Annotated in this window: 22 protein-coding genes and 1 pseudogene; 14 read left to right on the top strand and 9 right to left on the bottom strand. The window is 67.9% G+C overall.

From position 1 onward, the window contains the following. Positions 1-3: 3 nt before the first annotated feature. A complete protein-coding gene (locus E3T49_RS09430; RefSeq protein ID WP_134424667.1) occupies positions 4-915 on the bottom strand; it encodes a 1,4-dihydroxy-2-naphthoyl-CoA synthase in 912 nt (303 codons plus the stop codon). Positions 916-1,082: 167 nt separating this feature from the next. On the opposite strand from E3T49_RS09430, the gene E3T49_RS16595 reads away from it, so the two are divergent. From E3T49_RS16595 to E3T49_RS09385, 10 genes and pseudogenes are all read left to right on the top strand, one after another. Then, complete coding sequence (locus E3T49_RS16595; protein WP_241972734.1) at positions 1,083-1,436, top strand: hypothetical protein; 354 nt, start codon at positions 1,083-1,085, stop codon at positions 1,434-1,436. Beyond that, entirely contained in the window at positions 1,433-1,831 is a 399-nt protein-coding gene (locus tag E3T49_RS16835) for a sigma-70 factor domain-containing protein (protein WP_420898536.1), read from the top strand. Before E3T49_RS16595 ends, E3T49_RS16835 begins: the two co-directional genes overlap by 4 nt. Then, positions 1,831-2,460 carry a 2-oxo acid dehydrogenase subunit E2 gene (locus tag E3T49_RS09415; RefSeq protein ID WP_166785511.1) on the top strand — a complete coding sequence of 210 codons (630 nt, stop codon included), beginning with the start codon at positions 1,831-1,833 and terminating at the stop codon, positions 2,458-2,460. Before E3T49_RS16835 ends, E3T49_RS09415 begins: the two co-directional genes overlap by 1 nt. After that, the gene (locus tag E3T49_RS09410) at positions 2,457-2,699 is read left to right on the top strand and encodes an acyl carrier protein (RefSeq protein ID WP_134424663.1); all 243 of its coding nucleotides are present in this window, start codon (positions 2,457-2,459) and stop codon (positions 2,697-2,699) included. The genes E3T49_RS09415 and E3T49_RS09410 overlap by 4 nt, the downstream gene beginning before the upstream one ends. 75 nt (positions 2,700-2,774) lie before the next feature. Continuing rightward, positions 2,775-2,909: pseudogene (locus E3T49_RS16585) on the top strand (hypothetical protein); the annotation flags it as partial. Positions 2,910-3,000: 91 nt separating this feature from the next. After that, entirely contained in the window at positions 3,001-3,786 is a 786-nt protein-coding gene (locus E3T49_RS09405) for a sigma-70 family RNA polymerase sigma factor (RefSeq protein WP_338145422.1), read from the top strand. A gap of 123 nt (positions 3,787-3,909) precedes the next feature. Next, on the top strand, positions 3,910-4,239 hold the full coding sequence (locus tag E3T49_RS09400; RefSeq protein WP_134424662.1) for a DUF7882 family protein: 330 nt from the start codon (positions 3,910-3,912) through the stop codon (positions 4,237-4,239). Next, entirely contained in the window at positions 4,236-4,499 is a 264-nt protein-coding gene (locus E3T49_RS09395; RefSeq protein WP_134424661.1) for a hypothetical protein, read from the top strand. The genes E3T49_RS09400 and E3T49_RS09395 overlap by 4 nt, the downstream gene beginning before the upstream one ends. Before the next feature lie 100 nt (positions 4,500-4,599). Further along, positions 4,600-5,580, top strand: a complete 981-nt coding sequence (locus E3T49_RS09390) for an o-succinylbenzoate synthase (RefSeq protein ID WP_134424660.1) — start codon at positions 4,600-4,602, stop codon at positions 5,578-5,580. 36 nt (positions 5,581-5,616) lie between these two features. Further along, on the top strand, positions 5,617-6,183 hold the full coding sequence (locus tag E3T49_RS09385) for a sigma-70 family RNA polymerase sigma factor (protein ID WP_166785510.1): 567 nt from the start codon (positions 5,617-5,619) through the stop codon (positions 6,181-6,183). A 36-nt stretch (positions 6,184-6,219) separates the two neighbouring features. Here the strand turns inward: E3T49_RS09385 and E3T49_RS09380 are convergent, their stop codons facing one another. Next, on the bottom strand, positions 6,220-6,669 hold the full coding sequence (locus E3T49_RS09380) for an SRPBCC family protein (RefSeq protein WP_134424658.1): 450 nt from the start codon (positions 6,667-6,669) through the stop codon (positions 6,220-6,222). Between the two features lie 118 nt (positions 6,670-6,787). Then, positions 6,788-7,057 carry a PLDc N-terminal domain-containing protein gene (locus tag E3T49_RS09375; RefSeq protein ID WP_134424657.1) on the bottom strand — a complete coding sequence of 90 codons (270 nt, stop codon included), beginning with the start codon at positions 7,055-7,057 and terminating at the stop codon, positions 6,788-6,790. Positions 7,058-7,147: 90 nt separating this feature from the next. On the opposite strand from E3T49_RS09375, the gene E3T49_RS09370 reads away from it, so the two are divergent. The 3 genes from E3T49_RS09370 (at position 7,148) to E3T49_RS09360 (ending at position 8,946) form a co-directional block, all read left to right on the top strand. Further along, entirely contained in the window at positions 7,148-8,041 is an 894-nt protein-coding gene (locus E3T49_RS09370; protein WP_166785509.1) for a D-hexose-6-phosphate mutarotase, read from the top strand. A gap of 141 nt (positions 8,042-8,182) precedes the next feature. Further along, entirely contained in the window at positions 8,183-8,614 is a 432-nt protein-coding gene (locus E3T49_RS09365) for an Asp23/Gls24 family envelope stress response protein (protein WP_134424655.1), read from the top strand. A gap of 65 nt (positions 8,615-8,679) precedes the next feature. Beyond that, complete coding sequence (locus E3T49_RS09360) at positions 8,680-8,946, top strand: GlsB/YeaQ/YmgE family stress response membrane protein (protein ID WP_134424654.1); 267 nt, start codon at positions 8,680-8,682, stop codon at positions 8,944-8,946. 107 nt (positions 8,947-9,053) lie between these two features. On the opposite strand, the gene E3T49_RS09355 is transcribed toward E3T49_RS09360, so the two are convergent. From E3T49_RS09355 to E3T49_RS09345, 3 genes are all read right to left on the bottom strand, one after another. Continuing rightward, on the bottom strand, positions 9,054-9,575 hold the full coding sequence (locus E3T49_RS09355) for a DinB family protein (protein WP_134424653.1): 522 nt from the start codon (positions 9,573-9,575) through the stop codon (positions 9,054-9,056). 38 nt (positions 9,576-9,613) lie between these two features. After that, a complete protein-coding gene (locus tag E3T49_RS09350; RefSeq protein ID WP_134424652.1) occupies positions 9,614-10,933 on the bottom strand; it encodes a serine hydrolase domain-containing protein in 1,320 nt (439 codons plus the stop codon). 154 nt (positions 10,934-11,087) lie between these two features. After that, positions 11,088-12,398 (bottom strand): ATP-dependent DNA helicase, encoded by a 1,311-nt coding sequence (locus E3T49_RS09345; protein ID WP_134424651.1) that lies wholly within the window; start codon positions 12,396-12,398, stop codon positions 11,088-11,090. Between the two features lie 110 nt (positions 12,399-12,508). On the opposite strand from E3T49_RS09345, the gene E3T49_RS09340 reads away from it, so the two are divergent. Further along, positions 12,509-13,552, top strand: coding sequence for a hypothetical protein (locus E3T49_RS09340; protein ID WP_134424650.1), 1,044 nt, complete (start codon positions 12,509-12,511; stop codon positions 13,550-13,552). Between the two features lie 21 nt (positions 13,553-13,573). On the opposite strand, the gene E3T49_RS09335 is transcribed toward E3T49_RS09340, so the two are convergent. The 3 genes from E3T49_RS09335 to rpsN all read right to left on the bottom strand — a co-directional run bounded on the left by E3T49_RS09335 (position 13,574) and on the right by rpsN (position 16,540). Then, the gene (locus E3T49_RS09335) at positions 13,574-15,580 is read right to left on the bottom strand and encodes a bifunctional copper resistance protein CopD/cytochrome c oxidase assembly protein (protein WP_174722409.1); all 2,007 of its coding nucleotides are present in this window, start codon (positions 15,578-15,580) and stop codon (positions 13,574-13,576) included. An 89-nt stretch (positions 15,581-15,669) separates the two neighbouring features. Further along, positions 15,670-15,957 (bottom strand): HU family DNA-binding protein, encoded by a 288-nt coding sequence (locus E3T49_RS09330; protein ID WP_104099750.1) that lies wholly within the window; start codon positions 15,955-15,957, stop codon positions 15,670-15,672. Positions 15,958-16,234: 277 nt separating this feature from the next. Further along, positions 16,235-16,540 (bottom strand): 30S ribosomal protein S14, encoded by a 306-nt coding sequence (gene rpsN / locus E3T49_RS09325; protein ID WP_134364793.1) that lies wholly within the window; start codon positions 16,538-16,540, stop codon positions 16,235-16,237. Position 16,541 lies beyond the last annotated feature (1 nt).

The following is a 16,541-nucleotide window of genomic DNA, read 5'->3' as shown; positions in this document are numbered from 1 at the left end:
CGCCTAGAACTGCCAGTCGTAGGGACCCCAGTCGGGGTCGCGCTTCTCCAGGAAGGCGTCACGGCCCTCGACCGCCTCGTCGGTGCCGTAGGCCAGCCGGGTGGCCTCGCCGGCGAACACCTGCTGGCCGACCAGGCCGTCGTCCACGGCGTTGAAGGCGAATTTCAGCATCCGGATGGCGGTGGGTGACTTGGTCAGGATCGTTCGGGCCCAGTCCAGGGCCTCCACCTCGAGTTCGGCGTGCGGCACGACGGCGTTGACCGCCCCCATCTCGAGGGCGCGCTGAGCGGAGTACTCGCGAGCGAGGAAGAACACCTCCCGCGCGGTCTTCTGCCCTACCTGGCGGGCGAAGTAAGCGCTGCCGTAGCCGGCGTCGAACGAGCCGACGTCGGCATCCGTCTGCTTGAACTTGCCGTGCTCGGCGCTGGCGATGCTGAGGTCGCAGACTACATGAAGGGAGTGTCCGCCGCCCGCCGCCCAGCCGGGGATGACCGCGATGACGACCTTGGGCATGAACCGGATCAGCCGCTGCACCTCGAGGATGTGTAGCCGACCGCCGCGGGCCTTGTCAATGCCGGTTGCCGTCTCGCCGTCCGCGTATTTGTAGCCGTCCCGGCCGCGGATGCGCTGGTCACCGCCCGAGCAGAACGCCCAGCCGCCGTCCTTCGGACTCGGGCCGTTGCCGGTCAGGAGCACCACGCCGATGCGCGGATTGACGCGGGCGTCCTCCAGGATCGCGTACAACTCGTCGACGGTATGCGGGCGGAAAGCGTTGCGCACCTCGGGCCGGTTGAACGCCACCCGGGCGATCCTCCCGGTCACGTCGTGGTGGTAGGTCATGTCACTGAGGCGCTCGAAGCCCGCGACCTCCTGCCACTGGGTCGGGTCGAAGATTTCGGAAACCTGTTCGATCATGCTCTCCAGCCTACGCGGGCCAGCCACGGCCCCCGTCGGCCCGGCGAACCCTCGAGACAGAGCATCTCGACAGGCTTTATGCCCCTTTTCGGGGGTGAAGTCAACCCCCTTGAGGGCCTCGATTTCAGCATGTGTACTTATTTTCTGAGAAAGACTCGGAGGTAGTGATGGCCCGCAACGGCACCCGACAGGCGCTCAACGATGACGCGCGAAGCACCAATCCTCAGCCCACAGACATCAGAGACACCAGAGACATCAGAGACATCAGAGACATCAGAGACATCAGAGACATCGGCGACATCGGCGTCAACGAGCTCTCCCCCACGGAATGGCGTGTCAGCGACCGCAGGATCGCCGACGGCGACCCGGCCGCTCTCGTCGGATTCATCCAGCGTGTGGACGACGCCTTCGAGGTGACGAACTTCGGCCGGCCCCGGGAACGGTCCTATTTTTCGTCATTCGACCGAGCCACGGCGAGCCTCGCCCTGCGTCCGACACCCGGCGAAGGGGTCCTGCGATGAGCACCGCCACGCAACAGAGCCGACCTCCCTTCACCGCACCTGCCCGGTACAGCGCGTCGACGGATGCCTTCGGCGACTACCTCCGCCAGATCGGCAAGGGCCCTCTGCTCTCCGCCGTCGAGGAGGTGACCCTCGCCCAGCGCATAGAGGTGGGGTTGTTCGCCGCCGACAAGCTCGCCCACGGAGTCGACGACCCGTCGCTCGCCCGGGAGCTGGCCTGGCTCGCCCACGACGGCCGCCGCGCGAAGAACCANCGGCACAGGCGGCCGCGCCCATCGCCCCGGCTGTCCCATCCGTTCGCCCGAGCGCCCGAGCGCCCGAGCCCGCGCCCACCGCCCGGCCCACGGATGCCGCCGAGCGGGCTGCGGGCCTGCGCCGCGCCATCGGGTCGCTGATGGCGCGCTCGAAGAAGACCATTCCGCACTACTACCTGAGCACCACCCTCGACCTGCGCGCGGCACTGACCTGGATGGAGGCGCAGAACGCCGGCCGCCCGATCACCGAGCGCCTCGTGCCGGCCGCCCTGCTGCTGAAGGCCTCGGCGCTGGCCGCGAAGGACACGCCCGAGGTCAACGGTTTCTTCACCGAGGGGTCCTTCCGGCCGAGCGCCGCCGTTCATCTGGGGGTCGCCGTGGCACTACGGCACGGTGGCCTGGTTGCCCCGGCGCTGCACGACGCGGACTCCCTGCCCCTGGAGGTGCTGATGCGGCAACTGCGCGACCTCGTGAGCCGCGCACGCGGCGGACGCCTGCAGCGCGCGGAGATGGCCGACCCGACCCTCACGATCACCAACCTCGGCGACCTCGGGGTCGACAGCGTGTTCGGTGTGATCTACCCGCCGCAGGTCGCCCTCGTGGGCTTCGGTCGGCTCCGAGAGGAACCCTGGGCACTGAACGGCCTGATCGGCGTACGCCCGGCGATCACGGCCACCCTCTCCGCCGACCATCGGGTCAGCGACGGGTTGCGGGGCAGCCGCTACCTGGCCCGGATCGACGAGCTGTTGCAGAAACCGGAGGAACTATGACCGAGCAGGAGGCCCGTGCGGCCGTGTACACCGCGATCCATCAGGTGGCGCCGGACGTCGACACCGACGACCTTGCCGAGGACGCACGGTTGCGTCAGGACCTGGAACTCGATTCCCTGGATTTCCTGCGGCTGGTGGAGATCATCGCAGAGACGACCGGCGTCGACGTGCCCGAGCGCGACTACGCGGAGATAGTCACGGTGACCGGCCTGATCGCGTACGTCGGCGTGCACGGCTGACGATCCCGAGCATTATTCGGTTTCTGCTGGGCCGCGTCAAGGCCCTCGACGCAGCCCCGCCCGGGCTGTGTACTGATGTTCCAGCCCGAACTGGAGGAAACCATGACTATCACCGCACATGCTCCATCCGTTGCCACCTACAATCGCGCAGCGACGGATGCCTTCGGCGACTACCTGAGAAAGATCGGTAGCGTCTCGCTCCTCACCGCCGAGGACGAAGTCGACCTGGCCCGCCGCATCGAGGTGGGACTGTTCGCCGAGGAACGCAGCGAACGGGGCGAGGTCGAACCGTCCCTCCTGCGTGAACTCGCCTGGCTGGCCCACGACGGCCGCCGCGCGAAAAACCGNGGAGCTGGCCTGGCTCGCCCACGACGGCCGCCGCGCGAAGAACCACTTCATCGAGGCGAACCTGCGCCTGGTGGTGAGCATCGCCAAGCACTACTCCGGCCGCGGCATGCCCATCATGGACCTCGTACAGGACGGCAACATCGGCCTCGTCCGCGCCGTCGAGAAATACGACTTCATGACCGGCTACAAATTCTCCACCTACGCCACCTGGTGGATCCGCCAGGCCATCCACCGCGGCATGGCCGACAAATCCCGCATGATCCGCATCCCCGTGCACACCGCGGAGAAACTCAACAAGATCAAGCGCATCCGCCGCGACCTCACCAGCACCCTCGACCGCGAACCCACCCTGCGCGAGCTCGCCGACGCGTCCCAGATCCAGGCCCGGGACGTGGCACGGTTGCTGCAGTACGACAACGAGCCCATCTCGTTGCACTCCCCGGTCGGCGACGGTCTCGGCGACATCTCCGAGCTGATCATCGACGACGACCTGCCCCAGCCCGACGAGTATGCGACGGTGACGCTCCGCGCCGCGGACATCAGCTACTACCTCGAGGCGCTGCCGCCGCGGGAACGGTCGATCCTGACGGCCCGGTTCGGCCTCGACGGAGGCGCACCTCAGACGCTGGACCAGATCGCCCTCGTGCAGGGCGTGACCCGGGAGCGCGTGCGCCAGATCGAGAAGCGCGCTCTGGCCATGCTTCACGTCCCCCGCCTCGAGCGGTATCTCCGTGACTGACCCCCCGGCGGCACCCCCCGATGACGTTGACAACCGGATGTCCCGGCTGAGCCCAGAATTGGAGCATAGCCACGGGCATCCGTTCACGCTAACGTGAGTTATAACTTTGTCAACGGGGGTCACATGGGAAAGCTCACCTACAACTCCACGCTGACCGCGGATTTCGATGACCGGGTGCTCGCCCACATCCAGGTCGTCATCGGCGCGAAGCTGCGCCGAGGTGAATGTTTCTATTTCACGTGGCGAGACGACCCTCAGGGTGGTGACGGCCGCAGCACGATCTGGCTGCATCCCGCGATTCCCCTGTCCTACAAGTATTTCGGTGGCCGCTCCCCCAGCCTCAACCGCGAGTGGATCGAAGCGCTGATGTTGTCCGCCAATTCCTCCGGGGGCCTTCAGCTCGTGCCCGAACCACATCGACCCGCGACAGTAGTGGTGAAGGACGAATCGTGAAACGTGTCGATATTGTCTACGGCGGCGCGCAGTACTCGCTCGGCGGGCGCTCCCTCGAATCGGTTCAGACCGAGGTCGAGACGGCGCTGGAGTCCGGCAAGCCCTACTGGCTCCGGGTGAACAGCGGCGGCGGGCGCTTCGAAGACGCCTACCTGCTGATCGTGCCGGGCGTCCCCTTCGCCATTCTCAATGTCAAGCCGAACAACGGCACGGATATCGACCTCGAGGTGGACGGGGCGTTCAACCAGGACGTGCTCTGACTGACAACCCGGGCCGATTGATCCCCGAGTCTCCTGCACCCCGTGTGTCCACACGCCCTCTGCGTCACCCGGGCGGGCCCTCGGCTGGCACACTGGGAACATGCTGCCAACACTGCCAGAGTTGCTCGGATCTGCCCGCGTCGTCGCGTTGCCGCTGGTGACGCGGTTCCGCGGGATCGACACCCGGGAGGCGATGCTCCTCGAAGGACCGCACGGCTGGGCGGAGTTCTCCCCGTTCGCCGAATACGACGACGCCGAGGCAACAGCTTGGCTGCGGGCGGCCATCGATTTCGGCTGGGAAGAAACCCCCGCACTGCTCCGGGAGCGCATTCCGGTGAACGCCACCGTGCCGGCGGTCACCGCCGAGGAGGTCCCCGGCGTGCTCGCCCGGTTCCCCGGCTGCCGGACCGCCAAGGTGAAGGTCGCCGATCCCGGCCAGACCCTCGCCGACGACGTGGCCCGCGTGCGCATGGTGCGCCGCGTGCTCGGACCCGAGGGGCGTATCCGTGTCGATGCGAACGGCCTGTGGAACGTGGATGAGGCGGAGCACGCCATCCATGCCCTGAACGAGTTCGACCTCGAGTACGTGGAGCAGCCCTGCGCCACCATCGAGGAGCTCGCCGAGATCCGTCGGCGCACCGCCTACCTCGACGTCGGCGTGGCCGCGGACGAGAGCGTGCGCCGAGCGGAAGACCCGCTGCTGGTGGCCCGCACGGGCTCCGCGGACATCCTCGTGATCAAGGCCGCGCCACTCGGCGGGATCCACGCGGCCCTAAAGCTGATCGGCCAGGCGGGCCTCCCGGCCGTCGTCTCCAGCGCCCTGGACACTTCGGTGGGCATCTCGATGGGCGCGCACCTGGCCGCCGCGATCCCCGAACTCGACTTCGACTGCGGCCTCGGCACGGCCTCACTCCTCGCCGCCGACGTCACCACGGAACCGCTCCTGCCGGTCGACGGCGGCATCCCGGTGCGCCGGGTGACCCCCGACCCGGGATTGCTGGAGCGCTACGCAGCCCCGGACGACCGGCGCGAATGGTGGCTCGCCCGCCTCACCCGCGTCTACGCGCTGCTCACCGACTGAACCAATTCGACGGAGATTCTGGGCCACAAGCGGTTTTTGGGANCCGGCTACAAATTCTCCACCTACGCCACCTGGTGGATCCGCCAGGCCATCCACCGCGGCATGGCCGACAAATCCCGCATGATCCGCATCCCCGTGCACACTGCGGAGAAACTCAACAAGATCAAGCGCATCCGCCGCGACCTCACCAGCACCCTCGACCGCGAACCCACCATGGCGGAGCTGTCCGAGGCCTCCCAGATCCCGACGACCGACGTGATGCGCCTGCTCCGCTACGACAACGAGCCCATGTCGCTGCAGTCCCCCGTCGGCGACGGTCTCGGCGACATCTCCGAGCTGATCATCGACGACGACCTGCCCCAGCCCGAGGAGCACGCGGTACTGACCATGCGGGCCTCGGACATCGGCTTCTACATGAGCGCCCTGCCCCCGCGCGAGCGGTCTATCCTGATGTCCCGGTTCGGCCTCGACGGAGGCGCACCTCAGACGCTGGACCAGATCGCGGTCGTGCAGGGCGTGACCCGGGAACGGGTGCGTCAGATCGAGAAGCGCGCACTGGCCCTGCTCAAGGTGCCGTGCCTGGAACAGTACCTGCGGGACTGACCGCCTGCTGACACGGCGGCCGGCGCAGCCGGCGTGTCAGCTCTCCGCCATCAGCTTCAGGTTCTCCAGGGTCTGCTGCCGCGCCCGCTCCTGCAGCCGTTCGACCACCAGCCGGTCGGCGAACTTGCCGATCGCCTTACCCGGCACGTTGTATTCGATCTCGGCCGTGACCAGGGTCGCCCCGTCGCCGCGCGGTTCGTAGTCCCAGGTCTGCCAGCCCGTGATCTGACCCGTGAATTCGATCTGCACCCGTTTTCCGCCGGTCCCGGTCGTGGTCACGTCCACCACCCGGGTGGTGACCGGGAAGGCCACGCCGGCCATCAGGTAACTGTGCTCCACCACCGTGCCGGGCCCACCGTCACCGTCCACTTTCTCGGCCTCGCCGAGGTTCACCCACCACGACGCCCAGTGATTCGGGTCGAAGGCGATTTCGGTGACCTTACCCACCGGGGCGTCGATCGGCATGCTCAACTTGATATGACCCATAGGAACCTCCTCGTGTCGCACCGTCCCGGCGAGCGCCGGGGCCGCTGCGATGGTAGCCCCATCGCGCGTGCACCGCACCGGGCTGCCGAACAGGAGCCGGTGGCCGGCGCGGTCGCCGTCAGCGGCGTCTGCCCGCGAGGAAGTACGCGATCGGACCGACGTAGTTGACGCCGATGATCGCCGCCCAGAGCCGTTTTGATCCGTTGACCGTGCCGGCGGGCCGCTTCGCGAGGTCGATCCAGGCCGTCGCGGCCAGGGTGATCTGCACCGCCGCTCCCACGAGGACCGCGATCTGGCGGCCCCGGCTCAAATCACGCCAGTGCCGCGCCCGGAAACGGCCCGGCTTCTCAACGTCTTCGGGAACACTGACCTCGGGAATGCCTGACATGGTTCCACCTTTCGACTCCGGTACAGCTGCACGTTACTCCGGGGCCGGGCCCGAACCATGCGCAAACCGGGCAACTGCAACACTGGGGTCATGTCTCCCACACATTCCGCACCCGCGACTCTTCCCGCATCCGTTCATTGTGAAGAGGGCACGGGAGGGCTGACCGTCGTGCGCGTGGCCGGCCGGGCCGGTTCCGCCGAGGTCTACCTGCACGGCGCTCAGGTCACCGGTTTCACGCCCGCCGGCGGCGACCCGCTCCTCTTCCTGAGCGAGGCGAGCCGGTTCGAGGCCGCCGCCGCCATCCGCGGCGGCGTTCCGATCTGCTTCCCCTGGTTCGGTGCGAACGCGACCGACCCGGCCGCGCCGTCGCACGGCTTCGCCCGCCTGAGCGAGTGGGAGTTCGTCGACGCCCACGAGACCGGCGACGACGTCGTCCTGGTCTTGCGCCTCACCGACACCGCCGCCACGCGCGCCTCGGCCTGGCCCCACCGCTTCGAGGCTGTCTACACGGTCACGGTCGGCGCCCGGCTGACCCTCGCCCTGCGGGTCACCAACCTCGAGACGGATGCCGTCACGTTCGAAGAGGCTCTGCACACCTATCTGCGGGTGAGCGAGGTGCGCGGCACGACGGTCTCCGGGTTGCAGGGCACCCCGATCCTGAACCAGGTCACCGGGCTCACCGAACCAGCGGAGAGCACCCCCGTGCGCTTCACCGCCGAGACGGACCGCCTCTACCTGGGCAGCCGCGGCAGCGCCACCGTGACGGACCCGGACGGACGCATGATCACGATCGAAGCGGACAGGTCCGACAGCACGGTGGTCTGGAACCCCTGGACCGACAAGGCCTCGACACTGGCCGACTTCGGCGACGACGAGTGGCCGGGTATGGTCTGTGTGGAAACGGCGAACGTGCGCCGTGACCAGGTGCACCTCGACGCCGGCCAGAGCCACACCATGAGCGTCGTGTTCGACGTCTCCGGCTGACCGGCACGATCTCCTCCCCCATCCGTTTCACACCCGTTTCAAAACTTTTTTTGATATCCGCGTGACGAATCCCGACCGGGCCCCGTCTTACTAGTGTCGCCCGGGATTCGTCCTGCGCGCCGCAACAGATTGGATCCCACCATGGCTGACCAAAGCATCCCCGCACCCGATTCACAGACCGGGCCGGGAAAGACCGTCATCACCGATGGCGTCGTCGCTAAGGTCGTCGGCATCGCCGCCCGCGAAGTTCCGGGCGTCTACACGCTCGGCGGCAAAGCGGTACGGGCGCTCAGCTCACTCCGCGAGGCGATCAGCGGAGTCGACCTCGCACCCGGCGTGAGCGTCACTGTGGAGAACGGAGCGGCATCCGTCGCCATCTCCATCGTTGTCGAATACCCGCACGAACTGCAGAAGGTGGCCGGCGACGTTCGCTCCGCCATCCAGAACGCGATCGAGACGATCGTCGGCATGCAGGTCAGAGACGTCGAGGTGACCGTCAGGGACGTGCACCAGGCGTCAGACGATGACACCGACTCGGACTCCGACGAGGCAGACACCGTTCTGCCCGACTAGTCCCACCCAGCTTCACTTCACCCCTCACCAGTACGCAACCAAGCAGAAAGACTCAAGGACAAATTATGGGCTTCATCGGATTCCTCATTCTCGGACTCATCGCCGGCGCCATCGCCAAGGCCATCCTCCCGGGCAACCAGGGCGGCGGCTGGGTCATCACCCTCATCCTCGGCGTGCTCGGTGCGTTCCTCGGTGGTTTCCTCGGCTCGGTCATCTTCGGCACCGGACTCGAGAACTTCTTCGACATCTCGACCTGGCTCCTCGCCATCGCCGGCTCCATCATCGTTCTCGTCATCTACGGTGCGCTCACGGGACGCCGTAGCCGCGCCTAAGCCACAGCACAACAAAAAGAACGGGCGCACCATTGGGGGGTGCGCCCGTTTTTTTGTACCCAATTCTCCGGCAACCGGACAGGACAGGCCTGCTGGCTCTGCCGGCGTCAGTCTCCGGCGACGTCGTGCAGGTGATGCACCGGATCGTGCACGAAGTACTGCGCCATCGTGATCACGGTGAACCGGGCGCCATCGCCGCGGCGGCCGGTGCGACCCTGCCGGTCCGGCGGAACAACGGCGAAGGCATCGGCGACGGATGCTGCGGCCTCGGCGAGTTCACGGGCCACGATCGCCGGCTCCTGCTCGTTGTACCGCTCGGCCACCGCCGTGGCGTCCTGATCCCAGCTTGGAAAGGCCGGGTCGTCCTCGGCGAGCATGAGCGCCAGGCGGTGGTCGAAGATGCGGAAGACGTCACGCACGTGAGCCGCATACTCAAGGGCGGACCAGGTGTGGTCGTCGGGGCGCCGGGTAACGTCCGAGCGCAGCAGGACCGGCTCCCAGCGCGCCGCGTTCTCGCGCACCAACCCCGGGATCCGATCGAAGGCGGCCTCGGCTGCGGAGAAACCGCACTCCGGGCAGGGGCGCTCGAGCACCCAGGTCCAATCCTTGACGTCCGCGATGATTGCCATGCGGAGATCCTAGCGGCAGGGCCGCGCCTGATGGGGTTCTACTCTGCCCGATCGGGCGGGGGACAGACCGCCGCGGCCCGGATCGCCTCCGCCGCCTGTTCCTCCGACCAGGGCAGGTCCAGTCGGGGTGCCGGTCCATCGCCCCTCGCCGGGGCGGAGGCCGCCACGGCCGCCAGTCGCCGGGCGACGGCCTCGGCGAATCCGCGGCCCGACGTGGAGTTGTTGAACACGACGACAACCGTGAGCCCGCTGTCCGGGTCGGCCATCGCCGCCGAGATGAATCCGGGGATCGCGCCGCTCTGCCCCACCAGCGGGCCGAACCTCTCGGCACCGAGGCCGTGCTGCTGCCAGCCGGGGGCAGCGCCGCCGCTCGGCACGGGCGCCCACTGGGCATCCGTCGCCTGGTCGGTGAGGAGGGTCCCGGCGGCCAGCGCCTGCGCCCAGACTGTGAGGTCGGCGAGATCGGATACCGCGCCGGCGGCCACCCCGCCCGTCGACGGGGACAACTCGGTCACATCGATCATGCTCCCGCAGCGCGCCTCCCCCGCCGGATCGAGCGCTGCGGCGTAGCCGCGGGGGCTCTCTCCCGGGAGCGTCACCTCGTCGGCGGAGGGCAGGCTCGTGGCGGTCATCCCCAGCGGTTCGAACACGTAGTGCCGGTAGAGCCACGGCCAGTCGCGGCCGGTCGCCTGCTGCAGGGCCAGGCCGAGCAGCACGATCCCGGTGTCCGACGGCGACCAGATTCCACCGGGCAACGCGACCCGCGGCGCCCCGGTGCCGCTCGCGACGAGCTCCTTCGTCGACCACCGGCGGGTGGGGTTGCTCACGAACTGCGGTGCCAGCAGCGGGGTGTGATCGGCCAGGCCGGACGTGTTGCGGCAGAGCTGCCCGAGGGTGATCCCCTCCAGACCCACCATCCGGGGAAGGTAGGTCGACACAGGGTCGTCGAGCCGCACCTCGCCCTCCTCGACCAGCCGGAGCAGAACGGTGCAGGTCAGCGCGGTGGTGTTGGTGCCGATCCGGAAGCTCATCTCCGGGATGAGCGGGCCGGGAGACGTGGCCGACGCCGAGCCGGGTGCCGCCACCCAACTGCCGGCCCACGGCGCCCAGACCCCCGCAAGCGCCCCGGTCGCACCGGCCAGGGTCTTCGCTTCGATGAGCACGGCCTCCAGCCGAGCCGTGACCTCGGCCGAGAAGGGAAGCTGAGCCTGCCTGCGCGCCTCGGGGAACGCATCCGCTGCGGAGGTGCACGCCGTCAGTACCAGTGCGGCCCCCAGAGCGAGAGCCGGTACCCGATGGTGCCGGGGCTGACCCGTGCGGGGCGGTGTGTGGCCGTTCGTTGCCCGTCCGAGATTCATGGCCTGGCCCCCATCGCGTCGCGGTCAGGGACTCCCCCTGCACGAGGGAGTGTACCCACGCCGCGGCCCGGCCTCTGCCCCTTGCCACCCTGACGAATTCGTCAGAGGCAGGTGCCGGGAGCACGCTGCCGCCCGGGGCGACTGCCGGGTATACCTAGTCGGCGGGGGTGACCGGGCGGGCGGCGGCGGGACGCGGGCCGCGCATGAACCGTTTCACGTTCTCGTCGACGATCATGTCGCTCGGGCGCAGCGGACGGGTCAGGTAGAGGCCGTCCAGGCTCGTCAGCCGGCTGAGGGCCACGTAGGTCTGTCCAGGGCTGAACACGCGTGCCCCGAGGTCGACGACCGCCCGCTCGTAGGTGGCACCCTGTGACTTGTGGATGGTGACCGCCCACGCCAGCCGCAGCGGGAACTGGGTGAACTCGGCCACGACGTCTTTGCGCAGCTTCTTGGTCGTCGGGTTATAGGTGTACTTGAACTTCTCCCACACCGCTGGTTCCACCTCGTGCGTCTCGCCGTCGATGTCGACGTAGACCGTGGAATCGACGCGGGTGACGGTGCCGATGCTGCCGTTCACCCAGCGCGGCCCGCCATCCTGATTGGAGTCGTTGCGCAGGAACATGACCTGGGCGCCGACCTTCAGCTCGAGCACCTCGTCGGCAGGGAACGTGCGCCCGCCGAAGTCACCGGTGACGTCCGCCTTGGCGGTGAGCGCCTTGCCGGACAGCCGCTTCAGGGCGGATGCGTTGATGCGGTTCACGGAATCGTTGCGGGTGGCCAGCGTGATCACGCCCTCGCTGGGCGGGGTGCGGGCACCCGCGGCGTTGAGGGCGCCACCGATCTCGGCCGTGACCTGTCCGTGACGCACCGCGTTGAGCATGTGTTTGAAGTCGGCGTCGCGCTGGCGGTGCACCTCGGTGAGCTCGAAGATGCGCAGGTCCGCGCCCTGCCACACCTTCGCGTCGAAGAACCACATCGACCGGTAGGTGTCTGCGAAGTACGCGCGCTCGTCGGAGTCTCCCGGCACCGGGGCCAGCTGGTAGGGGTCGCCGAACAGTACGATCTGCGCGCCGCCGAAGGTGTCGTTCGGACGCTGCCGCGCCTGACGCAGGCTGCGGTCGATCGCATCCATCAGGTCGGCGTTGACCATGGACACCTCGTCGATGACGACGGTGTCGATGGTGTTGAGCAGTTTGCGCACCTGGTCGGACTGATCGATCGCATTGTCGGCGATGACGCCGATCGGCAGGCGGAACAGCGAGTGGATGGTCTGGCCGCCCACATTCAGCGCCGCGACCCCGGTGGGAGCGGCGATCACGATCTGCTTGCTCGTGTTCCAGGACAGGTGGTTCAGGAGCGTCGACTTGCCGGTGCCGGCCCGCCCCGTGACGAACACGTTCTGCTTTGTGCCCTCGATGGCCTGGAACACTTCGGCCTGCTCACGCGACAGTGGAATCTCAGACACGGCGGCGCTTTCGATGGGTTCGGACGGGACATACCACTGTATCCGGCCCGGCTGCACGCGACCGTCCCGCTTGACGGGTCCGTGGAGAACCCGCCCCGTAGGATGTGGGAGTGGGCAACCGGGACGGCAGGCGACAGCGCAACCAGCGGCGAGCGCTCGTGGCCGTGGTGCTGATCGCGGCTCTCCTCGGCGCGGCTCTGGTGGCGACGATCGGTTCACTCAACCGCGACCTCTACAGCGCCAGCGGCTTCGTGCGGCAGTACCTCGACGCCCTGGCCCGCCAGGACACCGCCAGCGCGCTCCTGCTGCCCGGGGTCACCCCCACGAAGGCGCAACTGGACGCGGACGCGCTGCCGCAGAACCTCCCCGAGACTCTGCTGCGGGACTCGGTGCTCGGTGAGCTCACCGACATCCGTCTCACCGGCGACGAGGAGACGACGCCGGGCCACCACACGGTCAGCTACGAATTCCAACTCGACGACGCCCCCGCGACGATGACCTTCGAGGTGGAGAGCGCAGGCACCTTCTTCGGCGTCTTCGACAGCTGGCGCTTCGAGACCAGCCCCCTGGCCGTGCTGCAGGTGACCGTGCTGCACCAGGCGACGTTCTCGGTCAACCGGCTCACTCTCGACACGCGTGCGCACGCCGCGGACGACGCACCGGCAACGTTCTCGAACCAGGCGGACTACCTGGCCTTCGCCCCCGCGGTGTACTCGTTCGGGCACACCTCCCCGCTGCTGGACGCGGTCCCGCAATCGGTGCCGGTCACGGCCTCCGGGCCGACGGATGTCACGATCGACGCCCAGCCCAACGACCAATTCCTCAGTCAGGTCCAGACCGAGCTGGACCGTTTCCTCGACGACTGCACCACGCAGCAGGTGCTGCAGCCCTCGAACTGCCCGTTCGGCATCGAGATCGACGACCGGGTTCTGGACGACCCGATCTGGTCCATCGCCCAGTACCCGGCGGTCACCCTGACGGCCGGCGACACCACGTTCGACATGCCGGACACCGCAGGGCAGGCGCACATCGTGGTCAAGGTGCAGTCGCTCTTCGACGGCGACGTCGTCGTGCGAGACGAGGACGTGGCCTTCTCCGTCGGCATCAGCGTGACCGTGAACCCGAACGGCTCGCTCGCCCTCCAGCTGCGCTGAGCGTCACGCCGGGCGTACCGCTCACTCCACGCGGTCGCGGTCGGCCAGCCGGGCGAGGGCCGCGTTGTACCGGATCAGTTCGGCGTCGCCGGTGCGGTCCGCGTTGCGGTCCTTACGGCGGGTTTCCTTCGCGTCGCTGCGGCTCCACTGAATCGCCACCGCGATCGCCAGGGCGATCGTCGGGATCTCACCGACGCTCCAGGCGATCCCGCCGCCCATCTGCTGGTCCTCGATGCCGCTGAGACCCCAGTCCCGTCCCATGGCCCCGTACCAGTCGGCCAGAAGCAGACCGGTGCCGGTCATCATGGTCACACCGAAGAAGGCGTGGAAAGCCATGGTGCCGAGCAGGAGCAGCAGGCGACCGGCATAGGGCAGGCGGTACGGCACCGGGTCGATGCCGATCAGCGACTGCACGAACAGGTAGCCGGTGATCAGGAAGTGCACGATCATCCACTCGTGGCCGATGTGGTCCGTCGTCGCCCAGCTGAACAACGCCGAGTAGTAGAACACCCACAGCGACCCGGCGAAGAGCACGGCCGCGACGAGCGGGTTGGCCAGGAAACCCGCGTACCGGGAGTGCACGGCCAGCAGGATCCACTCGCGCGGGCCGCGGCTGTCGTCCTGGCGCTTGCGGATGGCGCGTGCGGCCAGGGTGACCGGCGCCCCCGGCACCAGGAAGACCGGAACGAGCATGGTCAGGGCCATGTGCATGAGCATGTGCGAGGAGAAGAGGTACTTCGCGTAGAGGTTCGCACCGCCGTTGGTGATGTAGAACAGGATGAGCATGCCGATCACCCAGAGCACGGTGCGGAAGAGCGGCCACTTGTCGCCGCGGCGGTGCAGGCGGCGCACCCCGGCCAGGTAGAAGAAGATCGCGAACGCACAGAACAGCACCCAGGCCAGGTCGAAGTTCCACTCGGTGAAGTACCGGCTGAACGTCAGCGGTGGCGGCAGCAGCTCCCCGGTCAGGATCTGCGCGGGCGTTGAGGTGGGGATCTCGGTCGCCGTGATCTGTTCCACCGGAGTGGCGGTCTTGGCCAGCGCGGCAGCGGCGCCGGAGGCGATTCCCATGAACGCCAATTCGGACACGACGAGCCACCAGAACCAGACACCGGCGCGCGGGGCCGAACCCGACGACGGCGTGGGAGTGCTCCGCAGCATCCGCCCGATCAGGAACCGGCGTTGCAGCACGCCGAAACCGCCGAGCGCGGTGAGCGCGAGCACCTTGACCAGCACGAGGACGCCGTAGGGCGTCAGCAGGCGGTCCCAGGCACCCAGGCGCAGTTCGGCGCCGACGTAGCCGGACGCGGCGACCACGATGAAGCTGACCAGGGCGAGCGACGAGTAGCGGGCCAGCACCACGCCGATGCGGCCGCCCGCCAGCTGCTTCTGCAGCACGATGATCGTCAACAGGCCGCCCAGCCACACCGCGGCGAAGGCCAGGTGCAGACCCAGGGCGGTGATGGCCACGTCGTGCCCCTCCGCGCCGGCTGCGTGACCCTGCAGGGCCATCGGAACCAGAGCGCCGACGGCGAGAACCGCGACGAAGATCAGGCCGGTCAGAGAGCGCACAGCGAAGCACAGCACGGTCACGAAGGCGGCTATCAGGGTGGTGGCCAGCCAGGCCTGCCCGATGGCGATGTCGCTGAAGAACTGTCCGGCGGTGGCGCTGAACCGGTCGTCGAAGCTGAGCGGGATCGTGGTCACCTGCAGGAAGGTGAAGAAGCCGGTGAGGGCGGATGCCACGGTGAACACGGCGGCGGAGCCGGCGGCGAAATCGAGGGCCGCGTTGTACTCGCTCTCCCTGGGGCTCAACGCGAAGAGGGTGAGCACGAGGGCGCCGATCGTGCCCGCGGCACTGATGTTGACGAGCACCTTGGCCAGCGGCAGACCCCAACGCACGACAGGCCCAGGATCGGCCAGCAACTGGGCCGTGGCGCCTCCGCCGTAGGCGAGAGCGACGAGCGTCGTCAGCGTGGCCACCAGCAGGAGCACTACCGGACCGAGAATCCGCACGAGACGAGGCACTGACTCAGCCTAACCGTGCCCGGTGGACGCGGGCTGCACACGCAAAACAGGGCGCCGACCGAAGTCGACGCCCTGTTCTCTTGTGGAACCTACTTGGCGGCAGCCTTGAGCTTGCTACCAGCGGTCAGCTTGACGCGGTGGCCCGCGGCGATGGCGATCTCTTCGCCGGTCTGCGGGTTGCGGCCGGTGCGCGCTGCGGTAGCGGTGCGCTCGACTCCGAGCCAGCCCGGGATCGTGACCTTGCCGTCGTTCGCGACGGTGTCGGCGAGAGTTGCAAAGAAAGCGTTCAGAACGCTGTCAACTGCAGCCTGGCTCTGGCCAGAGTCTGCGGCAACCTTGGCAACGAGCTCGGTCTTGTTCAGCGACTTGTCAGCCATTGAGTGTCCTCCTCGGACCTTTGTCTGTAAAAACAGGTATTCACGTATTGCGGGCGACGCTCCGGGGAGCGACTCCGTTTGGCCGGTTGGACCGGGTTGAATCTAGCAGAGATCCGCGGAATTCCGCGGATTTGCGGCGTTTCCAGCCGGTTTGGCTCCCGGAACGGCTCCATTTTCGCTGTGCGCGAAAAAAGAGAGAGGATGCCGACCGAAGTCGACATCCTCTCTCATTCAGAACCGAGGTTCCGGGTGGCCGCCGAAGCGGCCGCGTGCGGTGTTACCAGCTGGACTTGGTGATGCCGGGCAGTTCGCCACGGTGAGCCATGTCGCGGAAACGAACGCGCGAGATTCCGAACTTGCTGAGGTGTCCACGGGGACGACCGTCAACCGCGTCGCGGTTGCGCAGGCGGACCGGCGACGCGTTGCGGGGAAGCTTCTGCAGGCCGAGGCGAGCAGCTTCACGCGACTCGTCGGTGCCGGCCGGGTCAACGAGGGCCTTCTTGAGCTCAAGGCGCTTTGCGGCGTAGCGCTCGACGATAACCTTGCGCTGGTTGTTCTTGGCAATCATGCTCTTCTTCGCCATT

This window comes from Cryobacterium cryoconiti, assembly GCF_004403065.1.
Classification (GTDB): domain Bacteria; phylum Actinomycetota; class Actinomycetes; order Actinomycetales; family Microbacteriaceae; genus Cryobacterium; species Cryobacterium cryoconiti.
Note: the sequence above shows the minus strand (reverse complement) of the source record. Positions and strands in the feature narration are given on the sequence as shown.

Excerpts from the sequence above, each read along its gene's own strand:
- E3T49_RS09430 (WP_134424667.1), bottom strand. The coding sequence starts at position 915 with ATGATCGAACAGGTTTCCGAAATCTTCGACCCGACCCAGTGGCAGGAG.
- E3T49_RS16595 (WP_241972734.1), top strand. The coding sequence starts at position 1,083 with ATGGCCCGCAACGGCACCCGACAGGCGCTCAACGATGACGCGCGAAGC.
- E3T49_RS09415 (WP_166785511.1), top strand. The coding sequence starts at position 1,831 with ATGGCGCGCTCGAAGAAGACCATTCCGCACTACTACCTGAGCACCACC.
- E3T49_RS09410 (WP_134424663.1), top strand. The coding sequence starts at position 2,457 with ATGACCGAGCAGGAGGCCCGTGCGGCCGTGTACACCGCGATCCATCAG.
- E3T49_RS09400 (WP_134424662.1), top strand. The coding sequence starts at position 3,910 with ATGGGAAAGCTCACCTACAACTCCACGCTGACCGCGGATTTCGATGAC.
- E3T49_RS09390 (WP_134424660.1), top strand. The coding sequence starts at position 4,600 with ATGCTGCCAACACTGCCAGAGTTGCTCGGATCTGCCCGCGTCGTCGCG.
- E3T49_RS09380 (WP_134424658.1), bottom strand. The coding sequence starts at position 6,669 with ATGGGTCATATCAAGTTGAGCATGCCGATCGACGCCCCGGTGGGTAAG.
- E3T49_RS09375 (WP_134424657.1), bottom strand. The coding sequence starts at position 7,057 with ATGTCAGGCATTCCCGAGGTCAGTGTTCCCGAAGACGTTGAGAAGCCG.
- E3T49_RS09370 (WP_166785509.1), top strand. The coding sequence starts at position 7,148 with ATGTCTCCCACACATTCCGCACCCGCGACTCTTCCCGCATCCGTTCAT.
- E3T49_RS09365 (WP_134424655.1), top strand. The coding sequence starts at position 8,183 with ATGGCTGACCAAAGCATCCCCGCACCCGATTCACAGACCGGGCCGGGA.
- E3T49_RS09360 (WP_134424654.1), top strand. The coding sequence starts at position 8,680 with ATGGGCTTCATCGGATTCCTCATTCTCGGACTCATCGCCGGCGCCATC.
- E3T49_RS09355 (WP_134424653.1), bottom strand. The coding sequence starts at position 9,575 with ATGGCAATCATCGCGGACGTCAAGGATTGGACCTGGGTGCTCGAGCGC.
- E3T49_RS09350 (WP_134424652.1), bottom strand. The coding sequence starts at position 10,933 with ATGAATCTCGGACGGGCAACGAACGGCCACACACCGCCCCGCACGGGT.
- E3T49_RS09330 (WP_104099750.1), bottom strand. The coding sequence starts at position 15,957 with ATGGCTGACAAGTCGCTGAACAAGACCGAGCTCGTTGCCAAGGTTGCC.
- rpsN (WP_134364793.1), bottom strand. The coding sequence starts at position 16,540 with ATGGCGAAGAAGAGCATGATTGCCAAGAACAACCAGCGCAAGGTTATC.